Below are 12,300 nucleotides of genomic sequence, written 5' to 3' on the forward strand. Positions count from 1 at the left end.
GTGTTTAGCCCAAGAGAGCTTCTACAAATTCCTGTGCATTGAAAGGTTGTAAATCTTCGATCTGTTCGCCGACGCCGATGAAGTAGACCGGGATAGGGCGGGCTCGTGCAATTGCGGCCAGTACGCCGCCTTTTGCCGTGCCGTCGAGTTTGGTGACAACCAGACCGGTCAGGCCGAGCGCATCGTCGAAGGCTTTGACCTGCGTCAGCGCATTTTGTCCTGTGTTGCCATCGATGATGAGCAGGATTTCATGTGGTGCTGTAGCCATACCTTTGGCCATCACGCGTTTGATCTTCTTCAGCTCTTCCATCAGGTGGAGCTGGGTAGGCAGGCGACCGGCGGTATCGACCATAACCACATTGGTGCCGCGCGCCTGCGCCGAATGCACGGCGTCGAAAGCTACGGCGGCCGGATCGCCGGACTCCTGCGCGATGACGGTAACGTTGTTGCGCTGGCCCCATACCGTCAGTTGTTCGCGCGCTGCGGCGCGGAATGTGTCGCCGGCGGCCAGCAGTACCGATTGATTGTGTGCTTGCAAATGCTTGGCCAGTTTGCCTATGGTGGTGGTCTTGCCGGCACCGTTGACGCCTGTGATCATCATGACCAGCGGCTGGTGCTGGCCCAGTACCAGTGGTTTTTGCAACGGAGTCAGCATTTCCAGCAGCAGACTGCGCAAGGCGGTTTTCACCTGCTCGGCTTCGGTCAGCTTTTCATTCTTGACCTTGCGTTTGAGAGCGTCCAGCAAAAAATGCGTCGCATCTACGCCGGCGTCTGATACCAGCAAGGCCGATTCCAGCTCTTCGTACAGGTCGTCATCAATCTTGGCGCCGACGAACAGGGTGGTCAGGTTGGACGAAGTTTTGGACAGGCCGACTTTGAGGCGCGCCATCCACGATTGCTTTTGCTCGACCGGCGTGACGGCGGCAACGATTTCAGCCGGTACTTCCGCGACAGGGGCGGCTTCCTGTGGCGCCGGGACGGGAACGACTGCTTCTACGCTCGCCGGGGTGGCCGGCGCTTGCGGAGCGGGTGCGGGTTCTTGCGGTTTTTTCTTAAAGAAACTAAACATCTCGAGTGGAGTCAGAACAGCGGTCAGAGGCGCTTGCCGGTATGTTGCAGGTAAGCGGATACAATCGTCGTATTCTATCAGAGCGAAGGTCATGAAATTGAGTATCAGAACATTGCTGTTGGCGGCTTCCGTCGTTTTGACCCCCTTGTGGGCAAATGCCGCACAAACTGAAGAGTTCACGCTGAAAAATGGCATGAAGATCATCGTCAATGAAGATCATCGGGCACCGACGGTTGCCCATATGGTCTGGTACCGGGTCGGTTCGGTGGATGAGCGTAATGGCGTGACCGGCGTCGCCCATGCGCTGGAACACATGATGTTCAAAGGCACGAAGAAGCTGAAGCCGGGCGAGTTCAGCAAACGCGTCGCTCAGCTGGGCGGCCGCGAAAATGCCTTTACCAGCAAGGATTACACCGCTTATTTCCAGCAAATCGAGAAATCCAAGCTGGAAGCCGTGATGGCGCTGGAAGCGGATCGCATGGCGAACCTGGTGGTGGATAAGAATGAATTCGCCAAGGAAATCCGCGTTGTGATGGAAGAGCGCCGCCTGCGCACCGACGACCAGCCGACCTCCAAATTATATGAAGCCTTGTCGGCTACAACCTATGCCGTCCATCCTTACCGTAATCCCATCATAGGCTGGATGGACGATCTGCAGAATATGACCGCGCATGATGTCAAAGCCTGGCACGACACCTGGTATGCACCGAACAATGCAACGATGGTGGTCTCAGGTGATGTCGAGCCGAAGAAGGTATTCGCTTTGGCAGAAAAGTATTTCGGCTCCTATCCGGCCAAAACACTGACCCGTACCCGTCCGCAAAACGAGCCACCGCAAGAGGGCATCAAGCGCGTGACAGTCAAGGCGCCAGCGGAAAATCCATATGTGGTGCTGGCGTTCAAGGTACCTGCCTTGCGGGATATTGCGAAGGACGACGATGCATATGCGCTGGATGTACTGTCAGCCGTGCTTGATGGCTATGACAACGCACGCCTGAGCGCGAAGCTGGTACGTACTGATCGGGTAGCGAATGATGTGGGCGCGTCGTACTCGGGAATCTCGCGTGGCCCGGTGCTGTTCATCCTCGATGGCACACCTGCGCAAGGTACTACGACGGAACAATTGGAAAAACTCTTGCGTGCCGAAGTTGAGCGCGTCGCTAATGAAGGCGTTTCGGAAGCCGAGTTGAAACGCGTGAAAACCCAATTGATCGCGAGCCAGATTTACAAGCGTGATTCTGTCTTCGGTCAGGCGATGGAAATCGGCGTGATGGAAATGTCCGGCTTCTCTTATAAAGATACCGATCGTGTGATTGAAAAATTACGCGCGGTGACACCGCAGCAGGTGCAGGCGGTGGCGCAGAAATATTTTGGCGATGATGCGTTGACGGTAGGCACGCTGGTGCCGTTGCCGGTGACTGAGAAAAAACCAGCCGCTGCGCCTGCTGGTTTGCGTCACTAAGTATGCAAGCTATCTACCTATAGAAATCCGGAGTCTAGATGTTAAAAATTATTAGCAGCGTTGTACTGTGTGTCGCGTGCAATGCTTCGTATGCCGCCTTGCAGATACAGTCGTGGACCTTGAGCAATGGTGCGCGCGTCCTCTTTGTCGAAAACCACACGATACCGATGCTGGATGTCAGTGTCGATTTTGACGCCGGTTCCCGTCGTGATCCGGCCGGTAAATCCGGTACCGCCGCGTTGACCAGTGCCATGCTGGCGCGCGGCATACATGCAGCGCCGACGGGCAATGAAGCGGCCCTGAATGAGGCGCAAATTTCCGATGCTTTCGCCGATACTGCGGCACAACGCGGTGGTCGCCTCGACGATGACCGGGCGGGTGCGACTTTGCGTACGCTGGTGACGGAGCGTGAGACGGCGGTGTCCTTGCTGGCTCGCGTACTGGCCTATCCGAGCTTCCCTGAAGAAATCCTGACGCGTGACAAGGCACGTACCATTGCCGCCATCAAGGAAAGCCTGACCAAGCCGGAAGCCATTGCCGGCAAGGCCTTCAGCAAACGTCTGTATGGCAACCATCCATATGGACAGCAGCCTGATGTTGCCTCGATAGCAGCGATTACGCGTGACGACTTGCTGGCTTTTCATCGGCAATACTATGTCGCTAATCGTGCAGTTGTTGCCCTGATCGGCGATGTGACGCGCGCCGAGGCTGATCAGATCGCGCAGCAACTGACACAGCGTTTGCCGCAAGGTGCGCCGTTGCCAGCTTTGCCGCCGGTAGTGATCGCGCCGGGGCAGGAAGAGCGGATTGCGCATCAGGCGACACAGGCGCATATTCTGATCGGCATGCCTGGGATGGCACGGCACGATCCTGATCATTTCGCGTTAACGGTTGGCAACTATGTATTGGGTGGCGGCGGTTTTGTTTCGCGTCTGATGCAGCAAGTGCGTGAACAGCGCGGCCTGACATATGGCGTCAGCAGCTACTTCATTCCTATGGCGCAGCCTGGTCCGTTCCAGATTTCCCTGCAGACCAAGAAAGAACAGGCGAATGAAGCTTTGCAAGTGGTGCGTTCTACGGTTGCCGACTACTTGCGCGACGGCCCGACGCCTGCAGAGCTGAAGGCAGCCAAAGATAATCTGGTGGGTGGCTTTGCATTGCGTATCGACAGCAACAAAAAGATATTGGAAAACATAGCCGCGATCGGTTTTTACGACTTGCCGCTGGATTACCTGGATACCTGGACCGACAAGGTCAGCAAGGTGACGGCAGCTGAAATCAAGGCCGCTTTCCAGCGCAAGATACAGTTGGATAAATTGGCAACAGTTGTAGTCGGTGCTGCCGATAAATAAGCCTCCGGCAGCAAACGTACTGGCGCGCGTGGGTTGTACTCATTACAATCCACGCTGCAAATACTTTTCCACGGCCGATCCCGCCCGCCGTTGCCCGCCATGCCCAAGAAGCCTAGTTCCAAACCAGCACCTAAAAAACCTGCGCACAAGCCACGCCCGACCATGACGCACCAGGTGCGCATCATAGGCGGGCAGTGGAAACGCACACCCTTGCCAGTGCTGGATGTAGAGGGTTTGCGCCCGACGCCGGACCGTGTACGGGAAACAGTATTCAACTGGATTAATCACCTGATAGATGGCAGCTGGAGTCGCATGAAGTGCCTGGATCTGTTTGCCGGCACAGGTGTACTGGGTTTTGAGGCTGCCAGCCGCGGTGCGGCGCAAGTTGTCATGGTGGAAATGCATACCCCGGCGGTACGGCAACTGGAAGCAACCAAAGAAAAACTGCGTGCCGAACAACTCAGCATAGTGCGCGGTGATGCATTAATGGCAACGCAAGGTATGGCGCGCAATGCGGCCAAATTCGACCTGATCTTCCTGGATCCGCCTTACCACCAGAACTGGCTGGAAAAAATGCTGCCTGGCTGCGCGCAACTGCTGGCTAAAGACGGCATCGTTTACGTCGAATCCGAGGAATCCCTGGTCACGGATACGCCGCCGGCATGGCTGGCGGATTGGGAAATTATCCGGGCCGATAATGCCGGCATGGTTTTTTACCATCTTTTGCAATCAAAAAAATTGCCCGAAGTTCAGGCATAATGCGCTTTCAGTTATTTGCGGTGTCCATAACGCCCTGGCGCGTTGTGTAGAAACTAGCAGCAAAACATCACTCTTTGCTACTCATCCGGCGCATGCGCCGCGTGCTTTCCGCGAGCTGAGAACCAAGCCACCCTACGGAGCCAAAATGGTTACAGCCATCTATCCTGGAACATTCGATCCACTGACGCGCGGTCATGAAGACCTGGTACGTCGTGCATCGGGTCTGTTTGATAAGTTGATCGTCGGTGTTGCCGACAGCCGCAACAAGAAACCTTTCTTTTCGCTCGAAGAGCGCCTGACGATTTCCAATGAAGTCCTCGGCCACTATCCGAATGTGCATGTCGAAAGTTTTTCCGGTTTGCTGAAAGATTTCGTGCGTCGTCATGATGCGCGTGTGATTGTGCGTGGTTTGCGTGCGGTCTCTGACTTTGAATATGAATTCCAGATGGCAGGCATGAATCGCTACTTGCTGCCAGACGTGGAAACCCTGTTCCTGACCCCGTCCGATCAGTATCAGTTCATCTCTGGTACGATAGTGCGTGAGATCGCCACCCTCGGCGGTGATGTGTCGAAGTTTGTTTTCCCGTCGGTCGATAAATGGCTGAAAGAGAAAATCGCGTCACAGCGTTAATCAGGAATTAAGTTTGTTATGGCTCTGCTGATTACTGATGAGTGTATTAATTGCGACGTATGCGAGCCTGAGTGCCCGAACGATGCGATTTACATGGGGCAGGAGATCTACGAGATCGATCCTACCAAATGTACTGAATGCGTCGGTCACTTCGACGAGCCGCAATGTCAGCAGGTTTGCCCGGTCAGCTGCATTCCGTTCAATCCGGAATGGCGCGAGAGCAAGGAAGAGTTGCAGGCCAAATACGAACGTTTGCAGGCGGAACTTAAAACCGCTTCCTGATAAAACGAAGGGACCTTACGGTCCCTTTTTTATTCTTGTTTGTTCAGTCTGTACTCATGACTTTGTTACGTCCGGCTTTCTTGGCCTGATACAGCGCGAGATCGGCCTTGGCGAGTAATTGCTGGGCGACAGCGGAGCTTTCCTGTTTATCCGCCGTATTTACACTGGCCACGCCTATTGAGACGGTGGCGTGCAGTTCCTCCCCACTGTTGAGCGCGATAGGGCGGCCGTTCACACTGGCGCGTATGCGCTCGGCCACCACCAGCGCCGCATCCAGCGGTGCATCTATCAGCAGCACGACAAATTCTTCGCCACCGAAACGACCAAGTGCATCGCTCAGGCGCAATTCAGCCTTGATGCGGTTCGCCACCTCGCACAAGACTTCATCGCCACCCTGATGTCCGAAGTTGTCGTTCACTTTCTTGAAGTGGTCGAGGTCGATATACATGGCGGACAAGGCGTAGCCATGTCTTTGCGTGCGCCCGACTTCTTCCAGCAGGCGGCGTTCCACATAGCGCCGGTTGTTGACGCCGGTTAACGGGTCGGTCAGACCTATGTGCTGCAGGCGTTCGTTGTTAATGACGTTTTCTACACAGATGGCGACGATGGATGCGCGATGCTGCAAGAAATCGCTCGCCATATTCGCAGTGAAGCGCGTCGGGTCGAGGCTGCCCAGGCTGAGCCAGCCGATCAGGGTGTTACGGCGTATCAACGGCAGAATGGCAACGCTGGCCGGCTTCAGTACCGTATCCGGAAACAGGCGGCGGTGTTGCATGGTGTTGTACGGTCCGAGCGATGGCTTGCGGGCCGGATGCGCGATCTCACCGACGCCATCCTTTTCTTCGACGAACAATAGGTTTGGATAGTCGCTGATATCGATGCGCAGGTCACTCAGGATGCGGCGGATTTCCGCCGCAGGATCGATCAGCGAGAGCGTGATTACATCGAGCTCCGATGCTTCGGTCAGCGTGTCAAAGACACTGTCTATCAATTCCTGGAAGGTATTCGCGCCGATGAACTTCAGGTCGAATTCCTGATAGCGCTGCATGATTTGCTGATTGCGATGCGCCTGCTCCAGCAACAATTTCAGTTGGGTGCGCAACTGCGAATTTTCAGTAACCAGCTTGTTAGACATCGATGTCAGGTCAGGGCGGCGGTAGGGAAGTAGTAATCAGGACGCAGTAATAACGTGCTGCATACTACCTTGATGCTTACTTCATAGCAATTTTTGTGCGCGTCAGAAAACCGGATCGACGCTCACATTTTGGCCGACGCGCAAAACCGTACCTGCACCGTTGAGCACGACGGCATTCATGCCGAAGGTAATGCTGCCATCGACTTTTGGGTTGGCGCGGTAAGTGCCGAGGATATCCAGCGGGTCTGGGCCAAATTCACCAGTGGCCTGATCGACCGATGGTAACGGGCAGCGCGGACAAGGCTTGACCGGTTTCAGGGCAGCGGCGGTAAATTGGTAAACCTCGGCCAGGTCTTCTTCAAACGGTGCGATGTCGCTGAACACCAGATTCGGGCGGAAGCGGTTCATCGGAACCGGGTTGCGACCTTGTGCGACCAGCTTTTCATTCAGGTCTTCGAGTGAACCTGTGCCGATGACCAGCATCGGGTAACCGTCGGAGAACAGTACCGGTACTTCGGCGTCATTCGTCCATTTTTTGCTCGAATAACGTGTTGCATCCGGATGAAAACGTACCAGGCGGCATTTCACACCGAGTGCGTTCGAGAACCACAGCGCGGTGGTGTCATCGCAATCATAGGCTTCAAGCTGGTCGTCCCAGACTTGTACACGGATGCGTTTTTCGTCTTCCGGATCGGGCAGACCGAGCGGTACTTCCAGGCGCAGCATGCCGGGTGCGCGTAATTCCAGCGTATCGGCCTTGATGCGTGGAGCGATCAAGGCCATCTTTGGATATTCGCGCTGCGTCAGTGCATCGCCGTTTTCATCGACGATCATCCATTCACGGTCATAAATCTGTTCGCTCATCAAACCTGCTTCTGTGAGCGTTGCTTCGCGCAGCGAAATACCGGCGCAGGATTTGATGGGGTAGAGATTCAGTTCGGTGAGGATGGGCATGGATCAGTAGGGTATAGGGAGATGTGTCGCCAGTTCCGGCGAATGGCGAGACATGATCCTGAGCAAATGTGGGAGCTATTAGGTGTCAGCTATGTGGCAATTGTGTGATTCTTGCTTAATGCAGAAATTCTAGCATGCCTGCAACGGAGCGATATCGGGACATTTGCAGGTGTTTCCATTAGGTGACGGTTTTCAGTGCCCACCATTGACGAGCAGTGGTCTAAAGCTTTTACGCATGGGCTGGTTCATGGCTGCCTGTTTAGCTGCCTTATTCAAAGCTCGCCGTCGTGAGCTCATCGGTGGTGGGGCGGAGTAATCTCTCTTTAAGTTTATCTTTCCATGTGTCTGGTGACCTTTGTGAGTGCCCGGTACATGGGGAGTATGCATTTTTTAAAACTCCATTCCAAAGGTAGATAGTCCTTCCGCAAAAGCATCCTAGCCAGAAGTAGAATTTTCTCGTTGAAGAGCTCTATAGCATGATGAAGCCGCGATGCACAGACAGCCAGACTATTTCAGCCATCGAACGCGGTTGTGCAAGATGCACGTCGAGACTAGCTCAAAGCTGCGAAAGAAATTGCTGCAAAAGCAGTCAAGGCAGGTAATCCACCAAGTATTCCACTTCTTGGATTATTAGAAGTTCAAGGAGTTATGACGGCATTCGCCATAACTAATCTGGAATGGATAGTGCCAATAGGACAAAATAATGCGAGGAAAGAAACAGATGCCCATCTCTTTTGGGCATGGATGCGCGGTCAGTGATGATATTTTTTGTGTCGCTTCGTTCTTGGATGAGTTTGATCCTGATACTGAATTTACGAGGATATTCATCCTAAACTTGTCATCCAAAATGCTTTGGATGCATCATGACATTGCTGATCGCACGATTATTTCGATGGCACTTAGACCCGGATCAGACGGTCTTGCTAGAGCATGCGGCGCCCTGAGTGACTACGGAAAATTCCAATTATTCAACTCGACGGAAATAATAGAAGAAGAAATTCCGGCATATGGGGCTGAGGATAATCGAGATGATGGCTTAACTTTCGCGGCCATTAGCCATATAGGCAATAGAGTGTATGCGTGTGGTGCAGTGGGTCGTATCTATCGACGCGACGATGGCGGTTGGGTGCAAATTGCTACGGAGATTTTCAGCGCCGCCTTACAAAATCTTCGATCCTTTATTGGCTCTGAGGCGCAAGAGCAGCCTCAAGATATTTTAAATTTAACAAAAAGAATAAGTGCAATTTGTAACTTTGAGCACATCGCTGGAGTGTCCGAGAACGATATATATGTCTGCGGTAATAATGGAAAAATTGTTCATTGGGATGGTAAATCTTGGCATGATTTAAGTGCCCCAACCCGACAACACCTACACTACATACATTGCCATTCTCCAGATGAGGTCTACGTTTGCGGTCATAGCGGAACACTTTTGATGGGGAATGCCAGGGATGGATTTCGTCACTTCGCAATTGGGCGAAACGATCTGAATTTTTGGACCGTTCAAAAATTCAATGGGGCTGTTTACGTAGGAACGGCTGTGGGATTATTTCAGGCAGAGGAGTCGAAGATAAGGAGTGTGGACTTTGGGTTGCCTGAATTGCCCCATTATTTCACTGTACAGGCGCTAGATTCTAGCAAGCGGGTGTTTTGGGTTGTGGCGGATAAATTTCTGCTCAGACTTGATGGTGGAGTTTGGAAAAAAATAGACCACCCAGATAACACTCTTTAGCATCTCATGGCGAAAGCCAATGCCGCATTCTGTCAGTAGGTTCTCGGACATCTCTCGTCGCTCGAGTGAGGGTAAAAACTGCTGCACTCTTGAACTTGGTATCCCCAACCTGTCCCCGTTTTTGGAATTCGGCAAACAATAGGAATGCTCGATGCTTCCTGTTGTTTGCCGCAACTCTATGAGGCGGCGGAGTTTTATGGCCCAGTAAACTTTTACAAGTTTCACTGGGATTTGAGCAGCAGCCGTTAAACGTTGAACAGGAAGTTCAGTACATCGCCATCCTTGACGATGTATTCCTTGCCTTCAGCGCGCATTTTGCCAGCTTCTTTCGCACCGTTTTCACCCTTGTAGGTGATGTAGTCTTCGTAGGAAATGGTTTGCGCACGGATGAAGCCGCGTTCGAAATCGGTGTGGATGACGCCTGCAGCTTGCGGTGCAGTGGCGCCGACCGGGATGGTCCAGGCGCGTACTTCCTTCACGCCTGCGGTGAAGTAGCTTTGTAAGCCCAACAGTTTGAAGCCAGCGCGGATCAGGCGATCCAGGCCAGGTTCTTCCATGCCCATGTCGGCCAGGAATTCTTTTTTGTCGGCTTCGTCCAGGTCGGCGATTTCGGATTCGATCGCAGCGCAAATCGCGACAACGGGTGCATTCTGCGACTTGGCGTAGGCGGTCAGTGCGTCCAGCAGCGGATTGTCGGTGAAGCCGGAGTCCGACACGTTGCCGACGTACATCGCTGGCTTGGCGGTGATCAGGCACAGTGGCTTGATCAATTCCATTTCTTCCTTGTCCAGGCCCATGGCGCGCACTGGTTTGGCTTCGTCCAGGTGCGGCATGATGCGTTCCAGCAGGGCGACCAGTTTGGACGCATCCTTGTCGCCGGAGCGTGCTTTTTTGTTTTCGCGATGGATGGCTTTTTCGACGGTGCCCATGTCGGCCAGCGCCAGTTCGGTCTGAATGACTTCGATGTCGTCGAGTGGATTGATCTTGCCTGCGACGTGAATCACGTTGTCGTCTTCAAAGCAGCGTACGACATTGACGATGGCATCGGTTTCGCGGATGTGCGCGAGGAATTGATTGCCCAGGCCTTCGCCTTTGGATGCGCCGGCGACCAGACCTGCGATGTCGACGAATTCGACGGTGGCAGGGAGGATGCGTTCAGGTTTCACGATTTCTGCCAGAGCCTGCAGACGCGGGTCAGGTACTTCGACCATGCCGACGTTAGGCTCGATGGTGCAGAACGGATAGTTCTCAGCAGGGATGCCGGCTTTCGTGAGGGCATTGAAAAGGGTGGATTTGCCGACGTTAGGCAGGCCGACGATGCCGCATTTGAGACTCATGATATGTGCTTTGCTGAGATGTGAATTAACCCGCTATTTTACCGTACCGGCACCGCTTGCCGGGATTTAAGACTTGCGCTGCCGGACGGCGTGTTGCGGAATTACTTGTTGGTATGCAGTTGCATGGTGGCTGCTTCGAATTTTCCTTCGCACAGCATGGGGATGATATCCAGGCTTTTGGCAATGGCTTCGTCGATCAGCGGCTGTTCTTCCTTGCGTGGGCGGTGCAATACGAAGTCCACCACGGCTTGTTGCAGGTTCAGGGTGCGCGGGTGGCCTATGCCTATGCGCAAGCGCCAGTAATCCTGTGTGCCGAGTGCGGCGGTAATGTCTTTCAGACCATTATGTCCGCCCGATGAGCCGCCTTTCTTGAGTTTGGCGACGCCAGGCGGCAGGTCCAGTTCATCGTGTGCGACCAGAACTTCATCCGGCAGGATTTTGTAGAAGCGTGCGAGTGCGCCGACCGACTGGCCGGAGCGGTTCATGAAGGTTTGCGGTTCCAGCAGCCAGACTTCCTGGCCGGCGATCACGGTTTTGGCGGCGAGCGCATTGTATTTACTTTCGCGCGACAAATTGCAGCGCGGCGTATTACGCGCCAATTGATCGACCAGCCAGAAGCCGGCGTTGTGGCGGGTTTGTTCGTATTCCTGGCCTGGGTTGCCGAGACCGACGATAAGGCGAATGGGCATGGCGTCGTGAAAATTGGAAAACCTGATTATCGGGGATGTAGCTTGCTTGTGTCCGCTTTATCGCAAAAAGCGCGTAAAAAAGCGCGCAAAACAAGCGTAAAAAAACCCGCCACAAGGACGGGTTTTTTATTGTCCGACCAAAGCCGGACAAGTATTTGCTGATTACTTCTTGTCGTCAGCTGCTGGAGCCGCTGCGGCAGCAGCTTCTGCTTCGACTTTACCGGCAGGAACCGAAGCGGTAGCGATAGTCGGGTTGTCTTCACCACCGTGGATCACTGCAGCAACGCCTTTAGGCAATTTGATGTCAGCCAGATGGATCGAGTGACCAACTTCCAGCTTAGCCAGGTCAACTTCAACGAATTCTGGCAGTGCGCCTGGCAAGCAGGTGATGTCCAGTTCGGTAGCAACGTGGCTGATGATGCCGCCGTGCAGTTTAACTGCTGGCGATGTTTCTGCATTGATGAAGTGCAGAGGCACTTTTACGTGGATCTTTTGTTTAGCATCGACGCGTTGGAAGTCAGCGTGCAAAACGAGTTGTTTGTATGCGTGGACTTGGAAGTCGCGCAACAGAACTTGTTCTACTTTGCCATCTACTTCCAGGTCGAGGATCGACGAGTGGAAAGCTTCTTTTTTCAATGCATGGTACAGAGCATTGTGGTCGAGCGAGATATTTACTGGTGCTGCGGTACCGCCGTAGACGATACCAGGGGTCAGGCCTGCATTGCGCTGGCGGCGGCTCGCTCCGGTCCCCAGATCTTTGCGTGCAAATGCGATTACTTTCATGGTGAAACTCCAAATATGCAGGATGACAAATCATCTTGCGGTTAAATCCCCCGCGACCAGGGGATTTTAAAAGCGGGCAGTGAACCTGCCCCGGTTTCGGATATCAGCATGAAAC

Annotated in this window: 12 protein-coding genes; 6 read left to right on the forward strand and 6 right to left on the reverse strand. The window is 53.7% G+C overall.

The genetic code is table 11. The features are described from left to right. Nucleotides 1–4: 4 nt before the first annotated feature. Nucleotides 5–1,069, reverse strand: a complete 1,065-nt coding sequence (gene ftsY / locus DBR37_RS10560; RefSeq protein WP_124574435.1) for a signal recognition particle-docking protein FtsY — start codon at nt 1,067–1,069, stop codon at nt 5–7. 91 nt (nt 1,070–1,160) lie between these two features. Here ftsY and DBR37_RS10565 point away from each other — a divergent pair, with 91 nt between their 5' ends. The 5 genes from DBR37_RS10565 to DBR37_RS10585 all read left to right on the forward strand — a co-directional run bounded on the left by DBR37_RS10565 (nt 1,161) and on the right by DBR37_RS10585 (nt 5,555). Then, on the forward strand, nt 1,161–2,531 hold the full coding sequence (locus tag DBR37_RS10565) for a pitrilysin family protein (protein WP_124574436.1): 1,371 nt from the start codon (nt 1,161–1,163) through the stop codon (nt 2,529–2,531). 38 nt (nt 2,532–2,569) lie between these two features. Then, nucleotides 2,570–3,883 (forward strand): pitrilysin family protein, encoded by a 1,314-nt coding sequence (locus DBR37_RS10570; RefSeq protein ID WP_124574437.1) that lies wholly within the window; start codon nt 2,570–2,572, stop codon nt 3,881–3,883. Nucleotides 3,884–3,982: 99 nt separating this feature from the next. Beyond that, nucleotides 3,983–4,642, forward strand: coding sequence for a 16S rRNA (guanine(966)-N(2))-methyltransferase RsmD (gene rsmD, locus DBR37_RS10575; RefSeq protein WP_233588343.1), 660 nt, complete (start codon nt 3,983–3,985; stop codon nt 4,640–4,642). A gap of 145 nt (nt 4,643–4,787) precedes the next feature. Further along, nucleotides 4,788–5,273 (forward strand): pantetheine-phosphate adenylyltransferase, encoded by a 486-nt coding sequence (gene coaD, locus DBR37_RS10580; protein ID WP_124574438.1) that lies wholly within the window; start codon nt 4,788–4,790, stop codon nt 5,271–5,273. Nucleotides 5,274–5,291: 18 nt separating this feature from the next. After that, entirely contained in the window at nt 5,292–5,555 is a 264-nt protein-coding gene (locus DBR37_RS10585) for a YfhL family 4Fe-4S dicluster ferredoxin (protein ID WP_124574439.1), read from the forward strand. Nucleotides 5,556–5,598: 43 nt separating this feature from the next. Here DBR37_RS10585 and DBR37_RS10590 read toward each other — a convergent pair whose 3' ends face one another. Both DBR37_RS10590 and DBR37_RS10595 read right to left on the reverse strand, forming a co-directional pair. Next, entirely contained in the window at nt 5,599–6,690 is a 1,092-nt protein-coding gene (locus DBR37_RS10590) for a sensor domain-containing diguanylate cyclase (RefSeq protein WP_199739097.1), read from the reverse strand. Nucleotides 6,691–6,792: 102 nt separating this feature from the next. After that, nucleotides 6,793–7,644, reverse strand: coding sequence for an MOSC domain-containing protein (locus tag DBR37_RS10595; RefSeq protein ID WP_124574440.1), 852 nt, complete (start codon nt 7,642–7,644; stop codon nt 6,793–6,795). A gap of 721 nt (nt 7,645–8,365) precedes the next feature. Between DBR37_RS10595 and DBR37_RS10600 the strand changes: the two genes are divergently transcribed. Beyond that, a complete protein-coding gene (locus DBR37_RS10600) occupies nt 8,366–9,376 on the forward strand; it encodes a hypothetical protein (protein ID WP_124574441.1) in 1,011 nt (336 codons plus the stop codon). Between the two features lie 245 nt (nt 9,377–9,621). Here DBR37_RS10600 and ychF read toward each other — a convergent pair whose 3' ends face one another. The 3 genes from ychF to DBR37_RS10615 all read right to left on the reverse strand — a co-directional run bounded on the left by ychF (nt 9,622) and on the right by DBR37_RS10615 (nt 12,185). Next, the gene (gene ychF, locus DBR37_RS10605; RefSeq protein WP_124574442.1) at nt 9,622–10,713 is read right to left on the reverse strand and encodes a redox-regulated ATPase YchF; all 1,092 of its coding nucleotides are present in this window, start codon (nt 10,711–10,713) and stop codon (nt 9,622–9,624) included. Between the two features lie 101 nt (nt 10,714–10,814). Next, on the reverse strand, nt 10,815–11,402 hold the full coding sequence (gene pth / locus DBR37_RS10610) for an aminoacyl-tRNA hydrolase (RefSeq protein ID WP_124574443.1): 588 nt from the start codon (nt 11,400–11,402) through the stop codon (nt 10,815–10,817). Between the two features lie 162 nt (nt 11,403–11,564). Beyond that, nucleotides 11,565–12,185, reverse strand: coding sequence for a 50S ribosomal protein L25/general stress protein Ctc (locus DBR37_RS10615; protein ID WP_124574444.1), 621 nt, complete (start codon nt 12,183–12,185; stop codon nt 11,565–11,567). Nucleotides 12,186–12,300: the final 115 nt, after the last annotated feature.

It is taken from the genome of Herminiimonas sp. KBW02 (assembly GCF_003852535.1).
In the GTDB taxonomy this organism is placed as follows: domain Bacteria; phylum Pseudomonadota; class Gammaproteobacteria; order Burkholderiales; family Burkholderiaceae_D; genus Oxalicibacterium.

What these genes read in the sequence shown, in the direction of transcription:
- ychF (WP_124574442.1), bottom strand. Translation starts at nt 10,713, where the DNA reads ATGAGTCTCAAATGCGGCATCGTCGGCCTGCCTAACGTCGGCAAATCC.
- DBR37_RS10565 (WP_124574436.1), top strand. Translation starts at nt 1,161, where the DNA reads ATGAAATTGAGTATCAGAACATTGCTGTTGGCGGCTTCCGTCGTTTTG.
- rsmD (WP_233588343.1), top strand. Translation starts at nt 3,983, where the DNA reads ATGCCCAAGAAGCCTAGTTCCAAACCAGCACCTAAAAAACCTGCGCAC.
- DBR37_RS10600 (WP_124574441.1), top strand. Translation starts at nt 8,366, where the DNA reads ATGCCCATCTCTTTTGGGCATGGATGCGCGGTCAGTGATGATATTTTT.
- DBR37_RS10590 (WP_199739097.1), bottom strand. Translation starts at nt 6,690, where the DNA reads ATGTCTAACAAGCTGGTTACTGAAAATTCGCAGTTGCGCACCCAACTG.
- DBR37_RS10595 (WP_124574440.1), bottom strand. Translation starts at nt 7,644, where the DNA reads ATGCCCATCCTCACCGAACTGAATCTCTACCCCATCAAATCCTGCGCC.
- pth (WP_124574443.1), bottom strand. Translation starts at nt 11,402, where the DNA reads ATGCCCATTCGCCTTATCGTCGGTCTCGGCAACCCAGGCCAGGAATAC.
- DBR37_RS10615 (WP_124574444.1), bottom strand. Translation starts at nt 12,185, where the DNA reads ATGAAAGTAATCGCATTTGCACGCAAAGATCTGGGGACCGGAGCGAGC.
- DBR37_RS10570 (WP_124574437.1), top strand. Translation starts at nt 2,570, where the DNA reads ATGTTAAAAATTATTAGCAGCGTTGTACTGTGTGTCGCGTGCAATGCT.
- DBR37_RS10585 (WP_124574439.1), top strand. Translation starts at nt 5,292, where the DNA reads ATGGCTCTGCTGATTACTGATGAGTGTATTAATTGCGACGTATGCGAG.
- coaD (WP_124574438.1), top strand. Translation starts at nt 4,788, where the DNA reads ATGGTTACAGCCATCTATCCTGGAACATTCGATCCACTGACGCGCGGT.
- ftsY (WP_124574435.1), bottom strand. Translation starts at nt 1,069, where the DNA reads ATGTTTAGTTTCTTTAAGAAAAAACCGCAAGAACCCGCACCCGCTCCG.